This window comes from Ruegeria sp. CDSC079 (assembly GCF_059610505.1).
Map to the genome: position 1 here is coordinate 257,668 of NZ_JBXWNT010000006.1, position 21,123 is coordinate 278,790.

The 21,123-nt window shown below is 56.5% G+C and carries 23 protein-coding genes and 1 pseudogene; 13 read left to right on the forward strand and 11 right to left on the reverse strand.

Annotated elements, in window-relative coordinates:
* Positions 1 to 44: 44 nt before the first annotated feature.
* Together tgt and AC2FIC_RS13660 are read right to left on the reverse strand one after the other, a co-directional pair.
* Positions 45 to 1,175: a tRNA guanosine(34) transglycosylase Tgt gene (gene tgt / locus AC2FIC_RS13655; protein ID WP_281994679.1), complete on the reverse strand. Its 1,131-nt coding sequence runs from the start codon at positions 1,173 to 1,175 to the stop codon at positions 45 to 47.
* Between the two features lie 63 nt (positions 1,176 to 1,238).
* The gene (locus tag AC2FIC_RS13660) at positions 1,239 to 2,150 is read right to left on the reverse strand and encodes a nucleoside hydrolase (RefSeq protein ID WP_496691308.1); all 912 of its coding nucleotides are present in this window, start codon (positions 2,148 to 2,150) and stop codon (positions 1,239 to 1,241) included.
* A gap of 173 nt (positions 2,151 to 2,323) precedes the next feature.
* Between AC2FIC_RS13660 and AC2FIC_RS13665 the strand changes: the two genes are divergently transcribed.
* The 3 genes from AC2FIC_RS13665 to AC2FIC_RS13675 all read left to right on the forward strand — a co-directional run bounded on the left by AC2FIC_RS13665 (position 2,324) and on the right by AC2FIC_RS13675 (position 3,952).
* Complete coding sequence (locus tag AC2FIC_RS13665) at positions 2,324 to 3,214, forward strand: SPFH domain-containing protein (protein WP_142634059.1); 891 nt, start codon at positions 2,324 to 2,326, stop codon at positions 3,212 to 3,214.
* The gene (locus tag AC2FIC_RS13670) at positions 3,214 to 3,492 is read left to right on the forward strand and encodes an NfeD family protein (protein ID WP_142634061.1); all 279 of its coding nucleotides are present in this window, start codon (positions 3,214 to 3,216) and stop codon (positions 3,490 to 3,492) included. The genes AC2FIC_RS13665 and AC2FIC_RS13670 overlap by 1 nt, the downstream gene beginning before the upstream one ends.
* 97 nt (positions 3,493 to 3,589) lie before the next feature.
* Positions 3,590 to 3,952 (forward strand): SUF system Fe-S cluster assembly protein, encoded by a 363-nt coding sequence (locus AC2FIC_RS13675; protein ID WP_142634063.1) that lies wholly within the window; start codon positions 3,590 to 3,592, stop codon positions 3,950 to 3,952.
* Between the two features lie 22 nt (positions 3,953 to 3,974).
* Here AC2FIC_RS13675 and AC2FIC_RS13680 read toward each other — a convergent pair whose 3' ends face one another.
* A complete protein-coding gene (locus AC2FIC_RS13680) occupies positions 3,975 to 4,304 on the reverse strand; it encodes a hypothetical protein (RefSeq protein WP_496691309.1) in 330 nt (109 codons plus the stop codon).
* 200 nt (positions 4,305 to 4,504) lie between these two features.
* Between AC2FIC_RS13680 and AC2FIC_RS13685 the strand changes: the two genes are divergently transcribed.
* Positions 4,505 to 4,870 carry a HesB/IscA family protein gene (locus AC2FIC_RS13685; RefSeq protein WP_142634067.1) on the forward strand — a complete coding sequence of 122 codons (366 nt, stop codon included), beginning with the start codon at positions 4,505 to 4,507 and terminating at the stop codon, positions 4,868 to 4,870.
* Here AC2FIC_RS13685 and AC2FIC_RS13690 read toward each other — a convergent pair.
* Positions 4,867 to 5,790, reverse strand: coding sequence for an isopenicillin N synthase family dioxygenase (locus tag AC2FIC_RS13690; protein ID WP_496691310.1), 924 nt, complete (start codon positions 5,788 to 5,790; stop codon positions 4,867 to 4,869). The two genes, AC2FIC_RS13685 and AC2FIC_RS13690, sit on opposite strands and share 4 nt — an antisense overlap.
* A 116-nt stretch (positions 5,791 to 5,906) precedes the next feature.
* Here AC2FIC_RS13690 and tpiA point away from each other — a divergent pair, with 116 nt between their 5' ends.
* Positions 5,907 to 6,656, forward strand: a complete 750-nt coding sequence (gene tpiA / locus AC2FIC_RS13695) for a triose-phosphate isomerase (protein WP_496691311.1) — start codon at positions 5,907 to 5,909, stop codon at positions 6,654 to 6,656.
* Here tpiA and AC2FIC_RS13700 read toward each other — a convergent pair whose 3' ends face one another.
* The 6 genes from AC2FIC_RS13700 to AC2FIC_RS13725 all read right to left on the reverse strand — a co-directional run bounded on the left by AC2FIC_RS13700 (position 6,657) and on the right by AC2FIC_RS13725 (position 13,615).
* Positions 6,657 to 6,968 (reverse strand): DMT family transporter, encoded by a 312-nt coding sequence (locus AC2FIC_RS13700; RefSeq protein WP_142634071.1) that lies wholly within the window; start codon positions 6,966 to 6,968, stop codon positions 6,657 to 6,659.
* A gap of 156 nt (positions 6,969 to 7,124) precedes the next feature.
* The gene (locus AC2FIC_RS13705) at positions 7,125 to 8,501 is read right to left on the reverse strand and encodes a TRAP transporter large permease (protein ID WP_142634073.1); all 1,377 of its coding nucleotides are present in this window, start codon (positions 8,499 to 8,501) and stop codon (positions 7,125 to 7,127) included.
* Positions 8,501 to 9,178 carry a TRAP transporter small permease gene (locus AC2FIC_RS13710; protein ID WP_496691312.1) on the reverse strand — a complete coding sequence of 226 codons (678 nt, stop codon included), beginning with the start codon at positions 9,176 to 9,178 and terminating at the stop codon, positions 8,501 to 8,503. The genes AC2FIC_RS13705 and AC2FIC_RS13710 overlap by 1 nt, the downstream gene beginning before the upstream one ends.
* 112 nt (positions 9,179 to 9,290) lie before the next feature.
* Entirely contained in the window at positions 9,291 to 10,292 is a 1,002-nt protein-coding gene (locus AC2FIC_RS13715; protein ID WP_142634078.1) for a DctP family TRAP transporter solute-binding subunit, read from the reverse strand.
* A gap of 363 nt (positions 10,293 to 10,655) precedes the next feature.
* The gene (locus AC2FIC_RS13720) at positions 10,656 to 11,885 is read right to left on the reverse strand and encodes a sigma-54-dependent transcriptional regulator (protein WP_271946867.1); all 1,230 of its coding nucleotides are present in this window, start codon (positions 11,883 to 11,885) and stop codon (positions 10,656 to 10,658) included.
* On the reverse strand, positions 11,882 to 13,615 hold the full coding sequence (locus AC2FIC_RS13725) for a sensor histidine kinase (protein WP_496691313.1): 1,734 nt from the start codon (positions 13,613 to 13,615) through the stop codon (positions 11,882 to 11,884). The genes AC2FIC_RS13720 and AC2FIC_RS13725 overlap by 4 nt, the downstream gene beginning before the upstream one ends.
* A 47-nt stretch (positions 13,616 to 13,662) precedes the next feature.
* On the opposite strand from AC2FIC_RS13725, the gene AC2FIC_RS13730 reads away from it, so the two are divergent.
* Positions 13,663 to 14,844 carry a cytochrome P450 gene (locus AC2FIC_RS13730; protein WP_496691314.1) on the forward strand — a complete coding sequence of 394 codons (1,182 nt, stop codon included), beginning with the start codon at positions 13,663 to 13,665 and terminating at the stop codon, positions 14,842 to 14,844.
* Positions 14,845 to 14,847: 3 nt separating this feature from the next.
* Here AC2FIC_RS13730 and AC2FIC_RS13735 read toward each other — a convergent pair whose 3' ends face one another.
* Positions 14,848 to 15,327, reverse strand: a complete 480-nt coding sequence (locus AC2FIC_RS13735; protein WP_496691315.1) for an Lrp/AsnC family transcriptional regulator — start codon at positions 15,325 to 15,327, stop codon at positions 14,848 to 14,850.
* Positions 15,328 to 15,499: 172 nt separating this feature from the next.
* Between AC2FIC_RS13735 and cobA the strand changes: the two are divergent.
* The 7 genes and pseudogenes from cobA to infC form a co-directional block, all read left to right on the forward strand.
* Positions 15,500 to 16,246: pseudogene (gene cobA / locus AC2FIC_RS13740) on the forward strand (uroporphyrinogen-III C-methyltransferase); the annotation flags it as partial.
* Complete coding sequence (locus AC2FIC_RS13745; RefSeq protein ID WP_142634089.1) at positions 16,246 to 16,560, forward strand: DUF2849 domain-containing protein; 315 nt, start codon at positions 16,246 to 16,248, stop codon at positions 16,558 to 16,560. The pseudogene cobA and the gene AC2FIC_RS13745, both read left to right, overlap by 1 nt.
* A 65-nt stretch (positions 16,561 to 16,625) precedes the next feature.
* Complete coding sequence (locus AC2FIC_RS13750) at positions 16,626 to 18,290, forward strand: nitrite/sulfite reductase (RefSeq protein ID WP_496691316.1); 1,665 nt, start codon at positions 16,626 to 16,628, stop codon at positions 18,288 to 18,290.
* Entirely contained in the window at positions 18,280 to 19,041 is a 762-nt protein-coding gene (locus tag AC2FIC_RS13755) for a phosphoadenylyl-sulfate reductase (protein ID WP_496691317.1), read from the forward strand. Before AC2FIC_RS13750 ends, AC2FIC_RS13755 begins: the two co-directional genes overlap by 11 nt.
* On the forward strand, positions 19,038 to 19,445 hold the full coding sequence (locus AC2FIC_RS13760; protein ID WP_496691318.1) for a DUF934 domain-containing protein: 408 nt from the start codon (positions 19,038 to 19,040) through the stop codon (positions 19,443 to 19,445). The genes AC2FIC_RS13755 and AC2FIC_RS13760 overlap by 4 nt, the downstream gene beginning before the upstream one ends.
* A 109-nt stretch (positions 19,446 to 19,554) precedes the next feature.
* Complete coding sequence (locus AC2FIC_RS13765) at positions 19,555 to 20,388, forward strand: ferredoxin--NADP reductase (protein ID WP_496691348.1); 834 nt, start codon at positions 19,555 to 19,557, stop codon at positions 20,386 to 20,388.
* 123 nt (positions 20,389 to 20,511) lie between these two features.
* Positions 20,512 to 21,093, forward strand: coding sequence for a translation initiation factor IF-3 (gene infC / locus AC2FIC_RS13770; RefSeq protein WP_246097134.1), 582 nt, complete (start codon positions 20,512 to 20,514; stop codon positions 21,091 to 21,093).
* Positions 21,094 to 21,123 lie beyond the last annotated feature (30 nt).

Sequence of the window (21,123 nt, forward strand, 5' to 3'; positions counted from 1 at the left end):
CCTCAATCTGGTGTCTTGTTAGGTCGACTGAAAAGGCGCTGAACCTAAATCTGTTCAATATCCCCTTGCGCGCGCTGCGCATGGAAGGTCGCCTGCCAGACATCGAATGTGCCAGCAGCAATGGCATCGCGCATACCCTGCATGATTTCCTGAAAATAGTGCAGATTATGCCAGGTCAGCAGCATGCCCGAGATCATCTCGTTCGAGCGGAACACATGGTGTAGATAGGCGCGAGAGTAGTTCGAACACGCCGGGCATGAGCAGGCCTCATCCAGCGGGCGCGGGTCATCGGCGTGGCGGGCATTCTTTATGTTGACCACGCCGTAACGAGTGAACACCTGTCCTGTGCGACCGGACCGTGAGGGTAAGACACAATCCATCATGTCGATCCCGCGGGCGACAGCTCCGACAATGTCGTCAGGCTTTCCAACGCCCATCAAATAGCGCGGTCTGTCGGCTGGCAGAAAGTCAGGAGCGTAGTCGAGGCAACCAAACATTGCCTCCTGACCTTCGCCCACGGCCAGACCGCCAACCGCGTAACCCTCAAATCCGATCGCTTTCAGCGCCTCGGCGCTTTCTTCGCGTAAATCCTGTTCCAGCCCGCCTTGCATGATCCCAAACAACGCATGTCCAGGACGGTCGCCGAAAGCCTGTCGCGATCGATCGGCCCATCGCATCGACAAGCGCATTGATTCAGCAATTCGATCTCGATCTGCGGGTAGGGCCGGACATTCGTCAAAACACATCACGATGTCTGAACCCAGCAAGCGCTGAATCTCCATCGAGCGTTCCGGGGTCAGCTCGTGCTTGGACCCATCGACATGAGATTTGAAGGTCACGCCCTTTTCGGTCAGCTTGCGCAGACCAGCCAGGGACATGACCTGAAATCCACCGGAATCCGTCAGGATCGGGCGATCCCAGTTCATGAACTTGTGCAACCCGCCCAAACGGTCGATGCGTTCAGCCGTAGGGCGCAGCATCAGGTGATAGGTGTTCCCCAACAAGATATCGGCTCCGGTTGCACGAACACTTTCCGGCATCATCGCTTTGACCGTCGCAGCAGTGCCTACGGGCATGAACGCCGGAGTACGCACCTCACCGCGCGGAGTGTGGATCACCCCGGCGCGGGCCTTGCCGTCGGTGGCCTTCAGGTCAAATGAGAAACGGTCTGTCATTGGGCATCCTCGGGTCGCTGAACCGGGCAGGATTTGCCCGATCTGTTCAGCCATTGCAAGTTGTCAGGGTAAAGAGGCAACCTGCCGGGTAAACAGATCAACAACCCCTGCCCCGTCAACATCCCGGCATACCAGCACAGCCGGTCGCGTCGAGTCCGGACGCGTAGCACCGGATTCCGTACCACCCACAATTACCTCAACCCCGGTTTCGACCATCTCGAACATCGTGCCATGGGTGCAGGCGATCACAGCAGTCGAGTCATGCAGACCGCAGCCCTCCAACCCACCGATATCCTTGTAGAATTTCAGGTAAAATACCGAGATGTCGCGCAGGAAAGCCCCCATATCGGGCGAGCGTTTGGCCAGACCGTCAAAATCCGCACTTTTGTACAGCGTTTTCAAGGTGACATCCAAACCAACCACAACGGTCGCCGGCGGTGCTGCAAACACCTCATTTGCGGCAAGGGCATCGTGATAGATGTTTGCTTCGGCATGTTCCGTGATGTTGCCTGGGCAGAAAACCGCCCCACCCATGATCACCAACTGTTTGATGTTCTGCGAAAACTCAGGATCCAGACGCATCGCCGCAGCAATATTAGTCAAGGGGCCGATTGCACAAACCGTCAGTTCTCCCTTGTGGCGGCGCGCCATTTTCACCAGGAATTCCGTGGCATTCAAATCATGGTTCGCCCCGATTTCCGGGATATCGGTAATATCCCCAAAACCTTCGGGACCGTGAACGTGTTCGGACGGTGCGTGGTGTCCTGTTCCCTGTGGGTAGGCCGCGCCTTGGGCGACGGGAATGTCCAACCCAAGTTTATCCACCAAAAACCGTGCATTGCGGCTGGATTGATGAACGTGGGTGTTGCCAAAAACGGTCGTCAGGCCGATCAAGTCAATCTCGGGGGCTGCAGCGGCATATGCAATGGCCATCGCATCGTCGATGCCGGGGTCTGTATCAATAATCATTTTCATCCCAGCCCGATAGCGCAAACGCGAGGGGATGCAAAGCGGTCACAATAGCAAAAACTAACCAAAATCCATGGATCAGGGTTTTGAATCCAAGCACAATCCCTCCATACCAGAGTTGAAAAAGGGCGATTCAATCCCCAAATGTATACTATCGTACACAATAAAAGAGGACAGATATGACCGAAGACCAAATCATTGGATTGCTTTCTTCGAACATAATTTACCTGCTCGCGGCGGCATTGATCGTCATCATCACGCTAAAAGGCATTAAAATCGTGCCGCAATCAGAAAAGTATGTGGTCGAACGGTTCGGGCGCTTGCATTCGGTGCTTGGCCCTGGGATCAACTTTATCGTTCCTTTACTGGATGTTGCGCGGCACAAGATATCCATTCTGGAACGCCAACTTCCCAATGCAACGCAGGATGCAATCACCAAAGATAACGTTCTGGTCCAAATCGACACTTCGGTCTTTTACCGCATCCTAGAGCCGGAAAAGACAGTCTACCGCATCCGCGATGTAGATGGTGCTATCGCGACGACCGTTGCCGGTATCGTCCGGGCGGAAATCGGCAAGATGGACCTGGACGAAGTTCAGTCGAACCGTGCTCAACTGATCACTCAGATTCAAGGAAGCGTCGAAACCGCCGTGGATGACTGGGGGATCGAAGTGACGCGCGCCGAGATTTTGGACGTTAACCTCGATCAGGCGACCCGTGACGCGATGCTGCAACAATTGAATGCTGAACGCGCGCGCCGCGCGCAGGTGACCGAGGCTGAGGGCAAGAAACGCTCTGTTGAGCTGCAGGCCGACGCCGAACTCTATGCGGCAGAACAAACGGCCAAAGCGCGCCGCATTCAAGCCGAAGCCGAAGCCTATGCAACCAGTGTTGTTGCCCAGGCGATTAAGGAAAACGGTATCGAAGCGGCTCAGTACCAGGTTGCATTGAAACAGGTTGAGGCATTGAACACGCTGGGCACCGGCAATGGCTCGCAGACTATCGTTGTGCCTGCCAATGCGCTTGAAGCTTTCGGAAACGCCTTCAACATGTTGAAAGGACGTACATAATGGCTGATCCCTTTTGGTTAACATGGTGGCTATGGCTGGCTGGCGCGTTGGCTTTGGGCATCCTCGAAATAGTCCTACCTGGGTTCATCTTTCTGGGTTTTGCCATCGGGGCCGGGCTGACGGGTATTCTGTTGGCAATCCCTGGCATAGTACCGTCGCTGCCGATCCTGCTTATGATCTTTGCGACTTTGTCGCTGATTGCCTGGCTGATCCTGCGCCGCGTCTTTGCTCTGCCCCATGGCCAGGTGAAGAAGTTCAGGCATGACATAAACGACTAAACTCGTATGGCACCCCTTAAGGGGGTGTCATTGTGCCTCTGGACGCTGCCCGAGGCTTTCCCTATATAATTCGTCAGGTAACAAACCCGAGGCACGAATGACTCATCCGAGCGAACAGTTTGAAGGCACACCTCTTATTGCCCCTTCAACGATTGAACACCCTCTTTATGAGCCGGTGGTCGACGCCTGCCGAACGGTTTATGACCCCGAAATCCCTGTAAACATCTATGATCTGGGTCTGATCTATACGATCGACATCACCCAGGAAAACGCGGTCAAGGTCATCATGACACTGACCGCGCCCGGCTGCCCGGTTGCCGGCGAAATGCCTGGGTGGATCGTCGAGGCAATCGAACCCGTGGCCGGCGTAAAAGAAGTTGACGTGGAACTGACCTGGGAGCCCCCCTGGGGCATGGAAATGATGTCAGACGAAGCGCGCCTGGAACTTGGATTTATGTAAGGCCAAGTGCGATGGCCTGCTGTTATTGAATTCCGCAGGTCGATTTGATTTCGTCCGACCTCTGGTTAAGCTTCTCTATGTAATCTCCTGATAACATAGTTAGTCTTTTCTTTTCGGTTCCAGTCACAAGGCCTAGAAGCGCCCCAGCAGGTGTAATGGCAATTACACTTTTGGCCTGCTCTTCCTCTGCATGTTTTCGTTCGGTTGCAATCGCGCGCAAATCACCTTCAGCCGTTGCACAGTTTACCGGATGTTGCTTTTCTTCTGCGATCGCCGTCTGAGCCAAAAACACAGACAGCATCAGAGAAGGAATTGTAAGAATTTCTTTTTTTCTAAACCAAAGTCTTTTCATGCTATTCAACCTCAAATATTTTCCAAAAGTGGATCATGGGTCAGGCTATGACGAGTGTAATTTGCAAAGCAAGCCTTGCTTACCGACTGGGGCGGGAAATCTAATCCGACAGTAAAAGTTAGGTAAGAAAACCTGCTATGTCTTGAGCCTGATGCCTCGCGGCACTACATTAGCAACAACGAACAACGACGGAGATCATGATGTTCGGCATCCCCGGCAAACAGGCCGTAACAATGACACCAAAGGCTGCAGAGCAGATTGCCCGCCTGATGACTTCGGGCGGCCATGCTGGTTTGCGTATTGGCGTCAAGAAAGGCGGCTGTGCCGGGATGGAATACACCATGGACTATGTCGACCAGCCTGACACCAATGATGAAGTGGTCGAGCAGGACGGCGCGCGGATCATGATCGCCCCGATGGCACAGATGTTCCTGTTTGGAACAGAGATCGACTATGAGGTCTCGCTGCTTGAATCCGGTTTCAAGTTCCGCAACCCGAATGTTGTAGATGCCTGCGGTTGCGGAGAATCCATCAAGTTCGACGAAAGCATTGCAACTCAGCCTTAAGACGCTGCCTGCAAGCGCATATAGGTCTCGTTGAAACGACGCGTCAAGTGCTCTCCTGCCTGGATGACATTCTCTGAATGTGGCGGGGCAACATTGGTGTCATAAGACGGGTTGAAGAACAAAGGAACCGACAGCCTTTCAGCAGATCCACCGATCACACGGTGCAGAGTTGCCTTGACCGCCCCTGCCGTCCAGAACTCCAGCATCTCCCCAAAATTGATAATGAATGTTCCGGGCTGCGCTTGGACCTGAGCCCAACTCTGGTCCGGCATCTGTACCTCTAACCCGGCTCGACCATCGGTGGCCAGCAGGGTCAGACAGCCATAATCAGTGTGCGCTCCGATACCGAAATCCTTTTCGCCTGCCCAGACTGGCCTTTGCGGGTAATAATTGCCGCGCAACAGGGCCATGGGCGTGTCGAAGGCAGTGTCAAAGCTGTTGGCATCCTTGCCCAATGCCACCGAAATGGCGCGCAACACCCGCATGGCAACCGAACAAGCGTCACCATAATAGGCCTCGATGATTGATCGAAACTCGGGCACAGCTTCCGGCCATTGGTTCGGGGCATAAACCGAGAGGTTCTTGCCAAAGTACCTATTGGTCTCAGCTAGCTCGTATCCGCAATCGAACACCTCTTTGAAGTCAGGATTTGCAGCTGGATCTACCTGTTCCGAGCGCGAGGCGCCCCACCCACGGTTGGACCCGGTCACAGCCATATCAACGCGCCGTTTCTCGGCCTCTGGCAGCCGGAAGAATGCGTGATATGCCGAGATGACCCGTTCCACCCGACAGGCGGAGATACCAGTATTGGACACGGTCAGAAACCCAACTTCACCGACGGCGCGGGTCAATTTGGCCAATTCCGCCGTGTCGCACCGATCCAGTTTTTCAAGATCAAGATGTTCGATCATATTGCTCATTCCTCATCGCGGCGGAAACTGCCGTTTTGCAACGGGCTCTGCAACCGGAATTGTCAGACCTGACTGGCAATGATATCCGGTCACCAGAAAACCGATTTATTTCAAGGGGACGCGATATGCGGCGCAAACTGGCGGCTGGAAACTGGAAGATGAATGGTAATGCTGCCGACTTGAGAGAGCTTCAGGCCCTTTCTCACATGCATGCTGCCCCGGCAGTTGATATTCTGATCTGCCCACCTGCCACCTTGATCCATCGGGCCAAAGAGAAGGTCCCGGGCGGAAACATCCAGATAGGCGGTCAGGATTGCCACGCGGCAAACTCGGGCGCGCATACAGGTGACATTAGCGCCCAGATGCTGGCCGACGCCGGAGCGTCAGCCGTCATTCTTGGCCATTCTGAACGCCGCGAAGACCATGGTGAACAGAATGAAGATGTTCGTGCTAAGTCTATTGCCGCTATGAACGGTGGGCTAAAGGCGATCATCTGCGTCGGTGAAAGCCTGGAACAGCGCGAGGCCGCCAATACCCTGGATATAATCGGCGGTCAGATGTCCGGCTCGATCCCGGATCAGGCAACGGGCGAAAACCTGATTGTTGCCTACGAACCGATCTGGGCCATTGGCACGGGCAAAGTGCCCACTCTGGATGAAATCGGTCAGGTGCATGACTTTATCCGCGCGCGGCTGGAACGGCGCTTTGGCGAAGGCGTTGGACGTTCGGTCCGGCTGCTTTATGGCGGCTCGGTCAAGCCATCAAACGCCGCCGAGATTTTCGCCGTATCGAACGTGGATGGCGCATTGGTGGGCGGGGCGAGCCTGAAGGCTGACGATTTTTCGGGCATCATTCAGGCTCTGGAAAAGGCCTGATCAGGCCATTTTCATCGTCACCATCCCGGCTATGATCAAGACTGCCGCGCAGATCCGCGTGGCGGTCAGGGCTTCGCCCAGAAAAAGAATACCAAAGGTAAACGCGCCAACCGCTCCTATTCCCGTCCAGATGACATAGGCTGTTCCCAAAGGCAGCGTCCGCATGGCCAGCGCCAGCAAGGTGAACGAACCCAGCATCGAAACCGCCATCAGGGCGGTCGGCCAGAACCGGGTGAACCCGGCAGATTGTTTCATCGCCACGGCCCAGACAATTTCAAGCAGGCCAGCAAACAACAGGATAATCCAGGGCATAGAAGAGACCTCTGATCAGTCCGGGTCGTCCCGAATACTGTCCCGTGATGGAGAGGTCGTCCTCTGCCCTTTAGATAATCCCCTTGGCGCCCCGTTCAAGACGCAGTGACCGGGCAGAGATCCCCTGCCCGGTCTTTTTCTCAGCGGTTGGACCCGCTAGTTTGTTATGATCTCCGGCCCCATGAAGGTGTTGGGCAGGAAGGTGGATATCCACGGGATATAGGTCACCATGATCAGGAAGACGAACAGGACCGCCAGGAATGGCAGGGCCGCCCGGACAACGCCCATCATCGGCATGCCCGCCACGCCCGAGGTCACGAACAGGTTCAAGCCGACCGGCGGGGTAATCATCCCGATCTCCATGTTCACAACCATGATGATGCCCAGGTGAATCGGGTCGATGCCCAGCTCGATTGCAATCGGGAACACCAGTGGTGCTACGATAACCAGCAGGCCCGAAGGCTCCATGAACTGGCCGCCGATCAGCAAGATCACATTAACCACGATCAGGAAAGTCACCGGTCCCAGACCTGCCGACAGCATGGCAGTTGCTATGTGCTGCGGCACTTGTTCGTCGGTCAGAACATGTTTAAGGATCAAGGCGTTGGCGATAACGAACAGCAGGGTAACGGTCAGTTTCCCAGCTTCGAACAACGTCTGCTTGGTGTCGGGGTGAAAAATCGCCGTGATCAGCGCATAAGGCTTTCTGAGCAAAGAGATATTCTTTTCCTCACCCTCGGTGCTGAGGGGGCCCATGTCCTTGTAGACGAAGCTGGCAATCAAAAATGCATAGACTGCGGCCACCGCAGCGGCCTCGGTCGGGGTAAAGATACCCCCATAGATGCCACCCAGAATGATCACGATCAGGAACAGACCCCAACCTGCTTCGCGTGCAGAGACCAAGATTTCGCCCCAGCCTTTCCATTCACCTTTGGGTAGGTTCTTGACCTTGGCCATCACATAGATGGTGATCATCAACATCAGCCCAGCCATCAGGCCGGGGATCACACCGGCGAGGAACATGCGGCCAACCGAAACTTCGACAGCGGCGGCATAGACCACCATCACGATCGACGGCGGGATCAAAATGCCCAGCGTCCCGGCGTTACAGATCACACCGGCGGCAAACTCCTTGGAATAACCAACCTGCCGCATCCCGGCGATCACAATCGACCCGATGGCCACCACCGTAGCCGGAGACGACCCCGACAGGGCCGCAAACAGCATACAGGCGAACACCCCCGCAATCGCCAGACCTCCGGGCAAGTGCCCCACGCAGGCAATCGAGAAACGGATGATGCGCCGGGCCACGCCGCCCGTGGTCATGAAGGATGAGGCCAGAATGAAGAACGGGATCGCCAGAAGGGTAAAATGCCCCTCGAACGCCTCAAACAAGGTACCTGCGACCGAAGCGAGCGAACTGTCGGAATAGATCAGCAGAAACAGCGTCGAGCTGAGCCCCAACGCCACCGCAATCGGAACGCCGATCAGCAGCAGGCCGATCACCATCGAGAACAGAAGAATGACATCCATCAGTTGTGCTCTCCTTGCTGAGCGCGGACTTCTTCAATCTCGTCCTCGACTTCGTGGCTAGCGACCATCCGATCGGCTTCGCCGCGCCAAATCTGTACCGCAACCTGCGCAAAGCGGATCACCAAAAGCAGCATCGACACGGGCAGAACCAGATACGGCACCACCTTGGGCAGTTTTTCATAGCCCTCGCCATAGTTGATCAGATCCTCCAGAAACCGCAGCGGGGCAACCATCGGAATGTCGTCGACCTCATAAAAGCTCTGACTGCGCGCATCGAAGTTGAACCCGGTAGGGAACCATCGCCCCGATGTGGGCGGCAGATCCGCGAACACGGCCCAATAGTCATATGCGCCTTTTAGCATCAGCAGAGAAAACACCAGACAGCAGACTACAGCGATCAGAGCCAAAATCCGTCGAGGCGCCGGGCTGAGCATGTTCAGGATGGCGTCCACTCCCAGATGAGCGTGTTTCTTGACGGCATAAGACGCCCCAAGCAGCACCAACCAGCCGAAGGCGAATACCGTCAGCTCTAGTGCCCATAGGATATTGGAATTAAAGAAATACCTTGCGATCACATTGGCAAATGTCACAGCCGTCATCAGGCCCAGCAACGATGCGATCAAGGTTTCTTCGATATGGTCGACCAGCCCGCCTTGGCCGGATTGCGCACCAGACATCTATCTGTCCCCACATTTTTTGAGATAAGTGCTGTTTGGGCGGGCCAAATCGGCCCACCCTGCCTGCGCGTCGAATACTCCCCAGTCCCCGGACGCGCGGCGTATACCAGGATCAGAACCCGGCGTTGATAGCCTGTGCGGCGTCGATCTTTTCTTGACCCACGTCACCGGCGAACTGTTCCCAAACAGGTTTCATGGCGTCGATCCAGGCCTGACGCTGTTCAGGGTTAAGTTCACGGATGATACCGCCCGCATTTGTGATCGAGACCTTGGCTTCCTCGTTCACCGAGAAGGATTCTTTGTTCCGCTGTTCTGTCACTTCGCCCAGAATGGTCAGGAACTGTTCGCGCACCGCAGGATCCAGGCTGTCCAGCCAGTCAACCGATGTCACGACCAGATAGTCGATGACACCGTGGTTGGTTTCAGTGATACCGTCCTGAACTTCAAAGAACTTCTTGCCGTAGATGTTGGACCAAGTGTTTTCCTGTCCGTCGACGACACCTTGCTGCAACGCACCATAAACCTCTGAGAAAGCCATTTTCTGCGGGCTTCCGCCAATCGCCTCCATCTGCGCGACCAGCACGTCAGAAGATTGGACGCGGAATTTCAGGCCATTGGCATCCGACGGATCGACCAGCGGTTTGTTGGCCGACATCTGTTTCATGCCATTGTGCCAGAATGCCAGCCCCTGCAGGCCACGGCGCTGCATGCTGTCTTTCATCGCCTGACCGTCGGCCGAAGCCTGAAATGCGTCTACCGCATCAATGTTCTTGAACATGAACGGCAGGTCGAACAGGCGGAATTGCTTGGTGAACTTCTCGAACTTGGACAATGACGGGGCCGCCAGTTGCACATCGCCCTGCAACATCGCCTCAAGGACTTTATCGTCGTTATAGAGCGTGGAGTTCGGGTAGACCTCCATGCACATCACGCCGTTCATCTCATCATTAACGCGCTGTTCCAGCAACGAGGCTGCAATACCCTTGGGATGTTTATCGGTATTGGTCACATGCGCGAATTTCACGACGATTTCGCCGTCTTCACAAGCGGCCATGCCTGCGGTTGCTGTTACGGTTAGAGCGACGGCGGTCGCTGCCGTTGTCAGAAATTTCATCAGTCGAGTTCTCCCAGATACTTCACTACGTCTCCGGACGTGCCGAAGTCGTCCCATGGCGGCGAGTGAACCGAATCGGGCTCACGCTCTCAACTTTTTGTGGGAATCGCCGCCGGTTGACATTTTGTCATTTATTTACTTGATGTTACACGCATTCAACCAAGTCTCTGTTTGAGCCTGCAAGAAAGCCGTGCGAGAATCCGCACATATATCTGCGCCATTGTGTGGATTTCCGCACAAATAACGATTCGCCGAATCCGAATCGATTGCCGGGCATTTGGTTCGCCCCGCAGTCCGCGTCAGCGGACTGCCACGCCCAACAGCTTAACCGCATGACAATGCGGGAAAAGCTGGCGGGAGCCTTTACCTCCGGTAGTCTTCAGGACGAATGTGGTATCGCGCCAGCTTGTCGTAGAAGGTTTTGCGAGGCAGCTTTAGCGCCTTTGCGGCTTCTGATGCCTTGCCGTTATGCCGGCCAAGGGCAGCAATCAGCAGAGATCTTTCGACCCGTGCCATCTGCTCGCTCAACCCCAGTTCTGCGGCCTGCGAGACATCTTCAGGCATTCCCAGCACAAACCTCATTGCGGCTGACATCAGCGACCGTGCGTTGCCCGGCCAGTCTCTGGTCATCAGCGATGCCAGATGGTCCGACGTGATTTCCGGTTCCTTTATCCCGGCCTGTTCGGCTGCCTGTGCTACATAGTGGCGGAAGATTACAGGTATATCCTCGGGGCGCTCGGCAAGCGACGGTATGCGAACGCGCATCACATCCAAACGATAGAACAAATCCGCAAGAAACCGTCCATCCGAAGACAATTCGGCCAGGTCAGTGGTCGTGCCCGCCAGAATTCGGGCGCCTACACCCTGTTCAACCATCTCCAGTGCTGCATATTGCGTGGCCTCGGGCATGGCCGAGATTTCGTCCAGAAAAAGGGAACCGCCGGCTGCATCTTCGCAGACATGAACCAGATCGCTGGTCGACAAACCGGCGGATGGACGTTTGACAAATGGGCCCTGACTTTGCGGCGACATTAGGTGAACGACCTCGGCAACTTTGGACACTCCGCTGCCAGCCGGTCCGGTGACCAAAACTTCGGCCCCTGTCTGGGCTACTGTACGAACCCTTTCCCTCAGTTCTTCGGCCTTTGATGAGAGACCGAACAGTAGGCGTGCCGCTGGATCGCCGCGTTCGAGTTCGCTTTTCATTGCGCGTTGTTGCAGGACATGTTCTCGCGCTTCGGATGCCTTGCCCAACACCTTTAGCAGATCTGCCGCGGCGCAGGGCTTTTCCAAAAAGTCGAATGCACCCTGCCCCATGGCCTGCACTGCCATTGGTATGTCGCCTTCTCCAGTCAACAGGATGACAGGCAGATCAGCATCCATATCGCGGGTGTAGGTCAACAGGTGAAACCCGTCCCGACCAGGCATCCGGATATCCGACACGATCACTCCTGCGAAATCCGCCCGGATATGATCCTTCGCCGCCACAAAGGACCCGGCTGTCACAGGTTCGTAATCGGCAAGCTCTAACGTTTGGGCCAGCGCTTCGCGCACTGCCGAGTCGTCATCGACCAAAAGCACTTTGCGGGTCATGCTGCCCCTACGTCCTTGAAATGTTCCAGTTCCACAGTGAATACCGCACCTGTCGGAGCGTTGGTGCCCCGAATATTACCACCAAAGCTTTGAACCAGACCATAAGAGATCGACAACCCCAGCCCCATGCCCTCAGACGAACCGACAGCTTTGGTGGTATAGAACGGCTCGAACAGCTTCTCCGAGTTCTCGATCCCCGGACCTGTGTCGCTGACCGTGACCGTCAGGGTCTTGTCACTGTTTATCGCGATCTTGATCATGCGTTGTTGTTGCTCACTCATGGCATCGGCGGCGTTGTTAATCAGATTTACGAACACCTGCACCAATCTCACTTCGCCACCCCAAGCATAGATAGGGACATCTGGAGCCTGCCATTCCATACGAACGTTTTCCGAATTCAGCCGGGCCTCGGTCAATTCCAACGCCGTTTCTATTACCTGAACCAGATCAACTCTGCCCATGGGCTCGTTTTCATTGCGGGCAAAAGCCCTGAGGTTCTTGATAATTCGCGCCATTCGCGCGGCCAAATCGGAAATTCTGGTGAGGTTCTCGGCGGCTTTTGACTCGTCACCTCTGGTCAGAAAAGCCGTTCCATTCTCGGCGAATTGGCGAATGGCCATCAGCGGCTGGTTCAACTCATGGCTAATGCCCGCCGACATCTGCCCGAGCGCACTCAACTTCCCGGCCTGTATAAGCTCTTCCTGCGCATGTTTCAGCGCCACCTCTGCCTCTTCCCGTTCATGGACCTCGCGCCGCAGGGCGGAGTTCGCGGCGGTAAGTGCATGGGTTCTGCGCGTCACGCGGCTTTCCAGCACCGCATTGGCCTCAGCAAGCGCGCGCCGGCGTTCGGTTGCCATAAACAAAAGCGCCCCGAAGGCCAGACAGATCGCAGCTACCGCCGCTGCTTGCAAATTCGCCAGACGGCGCGCCGGGGCCACATCCACCAGCACCTCGGCTGTCATGTCTATCACCGGTAGATCAAGTGTAAGGTGTAACGCACGCTGTGGCAGATACCGGCCCCAATTCAAGGTCCAAAGCTCGTGTCGTCCGATCAGATTCGACGAGAAATCGACCGTCTGCCCCTCGGGCGGCACCAGCCCCGGTTGACCTTCGGCCCGACGCCAGAACAACAGGTCGGAACGGTTCGAGATGAACACCACACCTTCCCCATCAATAAAGAAAATGGCCTCGGTACTGCCCCGCCAAGTCTGTTCGACATCCTGCACATCGGCTATAACCATCAATGCGCCTTCGACTATACCGGTGGGACCAAAGGCAGGAGCTGCATAGGAATAGGTTCGATCGCCGCTTGTGGACTCGACCCCGTGGGCACTGCCCATAGCACCCTGCATGGCGCGCCTGAATGCGGGATGGTCTGCCATCGTCAATTCAGGCACCGGGTGGGCGGCTGCAAGTACCCTGCCCAGACGGTCCAGATAGACAATGTTAACGGCGGCAGTTTTGTCTGCCACGTCCAGCAACACAGCCTGCGCGATGGCGCGATCGCTCGGCGTGACAAGCGTTCGAACAGCCGGGTGGCTGGCCATCAAGACAGCCAGTTCCTGATAGACCTGCATTTGTGTGCTAAGGCGGTCGGCGGCCAATTCCAGATCGGCCTCAGCCTTATCGCTCAGCGGCGACAAAGCCTGACGAAAGCCGTATGACCACACTCCAACAGAGAGCAGCCCAACAGCAATCAGAAATGTCGAAATTAACCATACCCTTTGCATGACATTGGGTCTTGCATTCAACGCGCCTCATGGCAAGTGTGCCCGCCATGAAGACTTTGCATCAATCCCCTGTTGACCCGAATTTTGTCCAGAACCCTTATCAGTTTTATGATGCGGCCCGCGCGCATGGCGACCTTGTGTATTGGGCCGACTACCGGATGCACGCTGCTGTATCCCACCGGGCGGTTCAGGCCTTGCTGAAGGACCGTCGTTTCGGTCGCGAAGTACCGGCGGAAATGCAACGTCCAGGTCCTGCGCATCTAGCCCCCTGGTTGATGGTCGAATCTCATTCGTTGTTAGAAGCAGAGCCGCCGCGCCACACCCGGCTTCGCGGCCTCGTCATGCGGGCCTTTACCTCGCGTGCCATCACCGCACTGGAACCATCAATTCGTGACCTCAGCCACAAGCTGATCGACGCCTTTCCCAAAGCGCCCTTCGATCTGCTGGGTACCTATTGCACGCAAGTTCCGGTCGTCACGATCTGCCGCCTTCTTGGCGTTCCCGAAGAGATGTCTCCGCAGCTTTTGCGCTGGTCCCATGACATGGTGGCGATGTATCAGGCCAGCCGCACACGCCAGACCGAGGATGCGGCGGCGGCCTCGGCAAAAGAGTTCACCGACTTTCTCTCGTCTTACGTCGAAAAGCGCCGGTCTGACCCACAGGATGACCTGATTACCCGGTTGATTGCCGCTGAAGAAGATGGTGAAAAACTGTCACGTGACGAGTTGGTTGCAACTTGCATTCTGCTGTTGAATGCCGGTCATGAAGCCACGGTTCATTCGCTAGGAAATGGGCTCAGGACCGTATTGCACCAAGGTGTAAAAGCCGATGCCTTTCAGCCTGAAACCATTGACGCCACCGTCGAAGAAATCCTGCGCTTTGACCCGCCGCTGCATATGTTCACGCGCTATGCCTATGAAGAGATCGACCTGTTCGGGCACAGTTTTAAACGCGGTGACGAAGTCGCTTTGTTGCTTGGAGCCGCGAACCGTGATCCACAAGTCTGGGCCGAACCTCATAAGTTCGATCCAACCCGCCCCATCCTGACCAACAGCAGCTTTGGCGCGGGTCTGCATTTCTGCGTCGGAGCACCGTTGGCCCGACTCGAAATGCGAATAGCGCTGGCGGCACTGTTCGAACGCTGTCCCAACCTAGCGCTCAGCGCGGAACCGGAATATTCCAACAGCTACCATTTTCACGGGCTAAAGCGGTTGATGGTTCAGGTCTGACCGCTAGTTCTCGATCAGGGCATTCAGCGGCAGCATGGTCGTCGACTTGATCTCTTCCATCGACAGCAGAGCCGTCACATTGTGGACGCGCACCTCGGAAATCAAAGTCTGATAGAACACGTCATAGGCGCGCGCGTTCTTGACCCGCACCTTGAGGATATAGTCGATATCCCCCGCCAGCCGGTGCGCCTCTTGCACTTCGGGGCGGTCCCGCAGGGCTTTGAGGAACTTTCGCTGCCAATCCGCCTCGTGTTCAGAGGTGCGGATCAGCACGAAGAACGTCGCCTCAAAACCAAGCGCCTCGGCATCCAATAATACCGTCTGCTGACCGATCACCCCGGCCCCTTTCAGCTTGCGGATGCGATTCCAGACAGGCGTCTTGGAACTGCCGACCAGGGCTGCTATTTCGTCCAGCGATTGGCTGGCGTCGCGCTGCAGCTCAACCAGAATTTTCCGATCCGTGTCATCAATCCGCACTGACATTCCAATTTCTTCCTCGTTTCGAAACTTTCGTATCGCTTGATCAACACAGCGAAACGCTTGTTCTTTTTTATGCGCACATATGGCGCAATACCGGGAATATTTCCTATATTGAGGGTCAAGTCAAACCAACCCGGACCGAAACATGCAAGTGACGCAAACATATCAGGACGCAGGCCATGTCGACTTTGTCGGCGCAGGCCCTGGTGATCCCGAATTGCTGACGCTCAAAGCTCTGCGCGCGTTCGAGTGCGCGGATGTGGTCCTGCATGACCGGCTGATCAGCGCCGAGGTGCTGACCCTAGCCGGGCAAACGGCCGTTCTGGTCGATGTTGGCAAAGCCGGGTTCGGCCCCTCGTGGAAACAGGAAGACATCGACGCGCTGCTGGTAGAGTACGCTCTGAAGGGTCTACGCGTTGTACGCCTGAAATCCGGTGACCCCACCGTATTTGGTCGTTTGGACGAAGAAATCGACGCCGTCGAAGCAGCTGGCATCTCGTGGCAGATTATCCCCGGCATCACCGCAGCCTCGGCCGCAGTTGCAGGCATCGGGCAAAGCCAGACGCGCCGCGGGCGCAATTCTTCGATCCGTTTCCTGACCGGGCACGACATGAAGGGGTTCGCCGATCACGATTGGAGCGCCCTGGCGCAGCCCGGTTCGGTGGCGGCGATCTATATGGGCAAAAAGTCTGCCCGGTTTATTCAGGGCCGCCTGATCATGCACGGCGCCGACCGGGCCACACCTGTGACGCTGATCGAAAACGCGTCGCGTCCCGATCAGCGCATATTGACCACGACGCTGGATCACATGTCCGCCGATCTGAGCGCCTCGGACATGGACGGCCCCACCCTTACTTTTTACGGCCTTGCCCCCCGCCAGGCAGCCAAGGCCCTGACTGAATTCAAAAAGGAGCACGCCTGATGGCCCGCGCTTTTACCCCCAAAGTGGTAACCGCCAACGATCTGTTGGAAGGTGACGTCATCTATCTGACCGAGGACGACCGCTGGTCACGTGAATTATCCGAGGCAGAGCTGATCACAGACGAAGCCCACGCACAGATCCGCCTTCTGGATGCCGAACGCCAAGCAGGCAAGATTGTCGGTGCCTATCTGGCGGATGCCATAGCTGGCGACGAAGGCCCAGAACCAACTCATTTTCGGGAAGACTTCCGCCGGACTGGTCCGTCCAACTATGCCCACGGCAAACAGGAAACTTCCCCGCAGCCCCGGGCCTGATCCCTGGCCCTCTCTCTCCCCTACATTGGCCCCAGGTTCGGGGCTGCACTTAAGGACAGCTAATCATGTATCGCTACTCCGAGTTCGACACAGCATTTTTGGCAGAACGCAACAGACAGTTCCGCGCCCAGGTCGAGCGCCGCATTGACGGATCGCTGACCGAGGATGAGTTCAAGCCGCTGCGGCTGATGAACGGCCTGTATCTGCAGCTGCACGCCTATATGCTGCGGGTCGCCATTCCTTACGGCACGCTGAACAGTGCGCAGATGCGCCAACTGGCCCTGCTGGCTGAAAAATGGGACAAGGGCTATGGCCATTTCACCACCCGTCAGAACATCCAGTACAACTGGCCCAAGCTGAATGACGTGCCGGATATGCTGGACGCGCTGGCCGAGGTTGGCATGCACGCCATCCAGACCAGCGGCAACACCATTCGTAATGTGACCGCCGACCATTTCGCCGGTGCCGCCGCGGATGAGGTCGCCGATCCGCGCCCCTATGCGGAACTGCTGCGCCAGTGGTCGACCGACCACCCGGAATTTCAGTTCATGCCGCGTAAGTTCAAGATCGCCATCACAGGGTCAGAGAACGACCGTGCCGTGATCAAGGCGCATGATATCGGCCTGCAACTGGTCGAACGTGACGGCGTTCTGGGCGCCCGTGTTATCGTAGGCGGCGGTCTGGGCCGTACGCCCATGATCGGTAAAGAGCTGTCTGACTTCGTCGCCTTTGACGATCTGCTGGCCTACCTTGAGGCCACCGTGTCCGTGTGGAACCAGATCGGCCGCCGTGACAACAAGTACAAGGCGCGCATCAAGATCACCGTGCATGAACACGGCATCGACGCCATCCGCGCCAAGGTGAACGAGCGTTTCCTGCAGGTCCGCCCGCAGTTCAAAGGCGCGGATTTGAACCTGCTGGAAGAGATCAAGGGCCACTTCGCTGCACCCACCTTCCGCGAAGCGTCGGTTGCGTCGTTTGAAGGTGCATACACCAACGATCCGGTCTTCCGCTCATGGGTCGATACCAACATCGCGCCGCACAAGAATGCGGACCACGCGATTGTCACCATCTCGATCAAGAAGCACGGCGCAACGCCGGGTGATGCAACTGCCGAACAGATGCGCGTGATGGCCGATCTGGCAGAAGAGTTCGCCTATGACGAGCTGCGCATCAGCCATGAGCAGAACGTGATCCTGCCGCATGTCCACAAATCGGACCTGCCCGCGATCCATGCCAAGCTGAAGGAATACGAACTGGCGACCGCCAATATCGGCCTGATCAGCGACATCATCGCCTGCCCCGGCATGGACTATTGCGCTCTGGCAACGGCGCGTTCGATCCCGGTTGCACAGGAAATCGCCACCCGGTTCGAAGACCTCAAACTGGAGCATGATATCGGCCACCTGAAGATCAAGATCTCGGGCTGCATCAACGCCTGTGGTCACCACCATGTCGGCCATATCGGCATTCTTGGTCTGGATCGTGCAGGCGTCGAAAACTACCAGATCACTCTGGGTGGTGACGGCACGGAAAACGCCGCAATCGGCGATCGTACGGGTCCAGGCTTTGCCTATGATGAGATCGTTCCGGCCGTTGAGCGCATCGTCGAAACCTATCTGGAGCAGCGTGAGGGCGCCGAAGAAACTTTCCTCGAGACCTATCGCCGTGTCGGAATGACTCCGTTCAAGGCGGCCCTCTACCCCGAGGCGCGAGCGAATGCCGCTTGATCTGATCCAGACTGAACTGGGCCGGGATAGACGCGAACTGACCGAACGGGTCAGTGAGTTGAACGCCCGGTTCCGCCACCACAGTGCGCATGACGTGATGCACGGAGCAATGGAAGAGATCGATGATCTCGCTCTGGTCTCAAGTTTTGGTGCGGAATCGGTGGTGTTGCTGCATATGGCGGCCGTGGTCGACAAGATGATCCCGGTGCTGTTCATCGACACGCAGATGCTGTTCACCGAAACGCTGGAGTATCAGCAGGAAGTGAGCGAGCGGTTGGGGTTGCGAAACGTCAAGATCATCCGCGCAGATGAAGAGGATGTTCAACGCGACGACCCCTATGGCGCGCTGCGTCTGCGGGACATGGATGCGTGCTGTAACCTGCGCAAGACCTTCCCGCTGCAACAGGCGTTGCTGGGATATGATGGCTGGATCACCGGGCGCAAACGGTTTCAGGCCGGGTCCCGCGCCACGCTTGATTTCTTTGAGGTCGAGGACGGCACAGGCCGGATCAAGGTCAACCCGCTGGCCCATTGGGCGCCCGAAGATGTGCGCGCCTATATGGAAGAGAACAACTTGCCCAGGCACCCGCTGGTGGCCAAAGGATACCCTTCGATCGGCTGTGCACCCTGTACTTCGCCGGTCAAACAGGGTGAAGACCCCCGCGCCGGACGCTGGCGCGATCAGAACAAGGAAGAATGCGGCATTCATTTTGTAGATGGCAAGATGATGCGCGCCGGAGAGAACACATGAACGTTATCGTAACCGATGAGGGGTTCGCCCCCGATGATTGGACTGATGGCTATGTCACGCTGGAAGACGCGGCCAATGATGTGGTCGCGCTGGATGTCAGCTCGGACACGGATCCGGATGAACTTGCCGAACGGCTGGGCAGCGCCAAGATGGTGCGCGTCGATTTCCCGTCCTTTGCGGATGGGCGCGGCTTTACCATCGCGCGGACCCTGCGCCTGAAAGGCTATACCGGTCGCTTGCGCGCCAAAGGCCATGTCTTGGCCGACCAGTATGCCATGGCGCGGCGCAGCGGCTTTGATGAGGTCGAGATTGAAGACACTCTGGCCGATCGTCAGCCCGAAGATCAATGGGTGGCTCGCGCCAACTGGCAGGACAACAACTATCAGGCCCGCCTGCGCGGCTAAAATCGCCTTTCGCAGCCTCAAATAGGAACGTAGGGGCAAGAGCCCCCTTTTCCTGACTTGGATCAAAGATTAAACGGAGATGTCGGTTTACTCCACCGGCAGTGAAACGATGACAGAGATGAAACCCGTGACCGAAGCAACCGCCGTGAAGGCCCCCGTTCTGCCGGACGCCCAGACTGTGACAGACGTCAAGCATTGGACTGACAGCCTGTTCTCATTCAAAGTGTCGCGCCCCGCGTCCTTGCGGTTCCGCTCGGGCGAGTTTGTGATGATCGGCCTGCTGGGCGACAACGGCAAACCCCTGCTGCGCGCCTATTCCATCGCCTCGCCGTCCTGGGATGAGGAGCTTGAGTTCTATTCGATCAAGGTACAGGACGGCCCGCTGACTTCGAAACTTCAGCACATCAAACCAGGCGATCAGATCATCCTGCGGCCCAAGCCGGTTGGCACGCTGGTCCATGACGCCCTGCTGCCCGGTAAGCGCCTGTGGTTCTTTGCCACCGGCACCGGCTTTGCACCCTTCGCCTCACTGCTGCGCGAACCGCAGACCTATGAGGATTATGACGAGATCATCATCACTCATACCTGCCGCGAAGTGGCCGAGCTGGAATATGGTCGTCAGCTGATCGAAGACATTCGCCAGGACGAAATGCTGGCTGAGCTGATGGGCGAAGGTTTTGCGGACAAGATTCGTTACTACCCGACCACCACACGCGAACAGAGCCCCAAAATGGGCCGCATTACCGAGCTGTTGAAAGACGGCACAGTATTTGCCGATCTGGGGATTGAGCGCGGCATCCAGCCGGATACGGACCGCGCGATGGTTTGCGGATCATTGGCTTTCAACCTGGATATCAAAAAAATCCTCGAGGATTTCGGACTGCGCGAAGGCGCAAATTCCGACCCCAAGGAATTCGTCATTGAAAAGGCCTTTGTTGGCTAATCCGGTTTGCCGGTCTGATATGCGACATCAGATCGGCAAAAACGCGGGAATATCATGGGAAATTCACGCTGGTGGTCACTTATGCCGCTTGAAACGTCCCGCAGCCCAGTCTAAATTCCGGGCTTGAAATTCTGCAATCATCAAAGGAATGAACCCATAGCTCGCAGACCTCACAACGCGCCGCCTCAGAGAGACACCGGCCCGCGCGTCAATGATAAGATCCGTGCCCCCGAAATTCGCCTTATCGGCGCCGAAGGTGAAAATGTCGGGGTGGTTCATCCCGCCAAAGCCATGCAACTCGCGGACGAAGCCGGCCTGGATCTGGTCGAGATTTCGCCGAATGCAAACCCTCCGGTTTGCAAAATCATGGACTTTGGTAAATTCAAATACGAAACACAGAAACGCGAGGCCGAAGCGCGCAAAAAGCAAAAAGTCATTGAGGTGAAAGAGGTCAAGTTCCGGCCCAACACCGATACTCATGACTATGAAGTCAAAATGCGCAACGTGTTCAAATTCCTTGAAAACGGCGACAAGGTAAAGGTGACTCTGCGCTTCCGTGGTCGTGAGATGGCACACCAGAATCTGGGCCGTGAGCTGCTGGAACGTGTTGCCGTGGACACCAAGGAAATCGGCAAGGTCGAGAACATGCCCAAGATGGAAGGCCGTCAGATGATCATGATGATCGGCCCGCTGCCGCAGAAGTAAGCCCTGCGACAACTGAGTTATTCGAAACCC

Bases quoted from the DNA above. Each gene is read 5' to 3' on its own strand.
- tgt (WP_281994679.1), bottom strand. From the start codon at position 1,175: ATGACAGACCGTTTCTCATTTGACCTGAAGGCCACCGACGGCAAGGCC.
- AC2FIC_RS13660 (WP_496691308.1), bottom strand. From the start codon at position 2,150: ATGAAAATGATTATTGATACAGACCCCGGCATCGACGATGCGATGGCC.
- AC2FIC_RS13665 (WP_142634059.1), top strand. From the start codon at position 2,324: ATGACCGAAGACCAAATCATTGGATTGCTTTCTTCGAACATAATTTAC.
- AC2FIC_RS13670 (WP_142634061.1), top strand. From the start codon at position 3,214: ATGGCTGATCCCTTTTGGTTAACATGGTGGCTATGGCTGGCTGGCGCG.
- AC2FIC_RS13675 (WP_142634063.1), top strand. From the start codon at position 3,590: ATGACTCATCCGAGCGAACAGTTTGAAGGCACACCTCTTATTGCCCCT.
- AC2FIC_RS13680 (WP_496691309.1), bottom strand. From the start codon at position 4,304: ATGAAAAGACTTTGGTTTAGAAAAAAAGAAATTCTTACAATTCCTTCT.
- AC2FIC_RS13685 (WP_142634067.1), top strand. From the start codon at position 4,505: ATGTTCGGCATCCCCGGCAAACAGGCCGTAACAATGACACCAAAGGCT.
- AC2FIC_RS13690 (WP_496691310.1), bottom strand. From the start codon at position 5,790: ATGAGCAATATGATCGAACATCTTGATCTTGAAAAACTGGATCGGTGC.
- tpiA (WP_496691311.1), top strand. From the start codon at position 5,907: ATGCGGCGCAAACTGGCGGCTGGAAACTGGAAGATGAATGGTAATGCT.
- AC2FIC_RS13700 (WP_142634071.1), bottom strand. From the start codon at position 6,968: ATGCCCTGGATTATCCTGTTGTTTGCTGGCCTGCTTGAAATTGTCTGG.
- AC2FIC_RS13705 (WP_142634073.1), bottom strand. From the start codon at position 8,501: ATGGATGTCATTCTTCTGTTCTCGATGGTGATCGGCCTGCTGCTGATC.
- AC2FIC_RS13710 (WP_496691312.1), bottom strand. From the start codon at position 9,178: ATGTCTGGTGCGCAATCCGGCCAAGGCGGGCTGGTCGACCATATCGAA.
- AC2FIC_RS13715 (WP_142634078.1), bottom strand. From the start codon at position 10,292: ATGAAATTTCTGACAACGGCAGCGACCGCCGTCGCTCTAACCGTAACA.
- AC2FIC_RS13720 (WP_271946867.1), bottom strand. From the start codon at position 11,885: ATGACCCGCAAAGTGCTTTTGGTCGATGACGACTCGGCAGTGCGCGAA.
- AC2FIC_RS13725 (WP_496691313.1), bottom strand. From the start codon at position 13,615: ATGCAAAGGGTATGGTTAATTTCGACATTTCTGATTGCTGTTGGGCTG.
- AC2FIC_RS13730 (WP_496691314.1), top strand. From the start codon at position 13,663: ATGAAGACTTTGCATCAATCCCCTGTTGACCCGAATTTTGTCCAGAAC.
- AC2FIC_RS13735 (WP_496691315.1), bottom strand. From the start codon at position 15,327: ATGTCAGTGCGGATTGATGACACGGATCGGAAAATTCTGGTTGAGCTG.
- AC2FIC_RS13745 (WP_142634089.1), top strand. From the start codon at position 16,246: ATGGCCCGCGCTTTTACCCCCAAAGTGGTAACCGCCAACGATCTGTTG.
- AC2FIC_RS13750 (WP_496691316.1), top strand. From the start codon at position 16,626: ATGTATCGCTACTCCGAGTTCGACACAGCATTTTTGGCAGAACGCAAC.
- AC2FIC_RS13755 (WP_496691317.1), top strand. From the start codon at position 18,280: ATGCCGCTTGATCTGATCCAGACTGAACTGGGCCGGGATAGACGCGAA.
- AC2FIC_RS13760 (WP_496691318.1), top strand. From the start codon at position 19,038: ATGAACGTTATCGTAACCGATGAGGGGTTCGCCCCCGATGATTGGACT.
- AC2FIC_RS13765 (WP_496691348.1), top strand. From the start codon at position 19,555: ATGACAGAGATGAAACCCGTGACCGAAGCAACCGCCGTGAAGGCCCCC.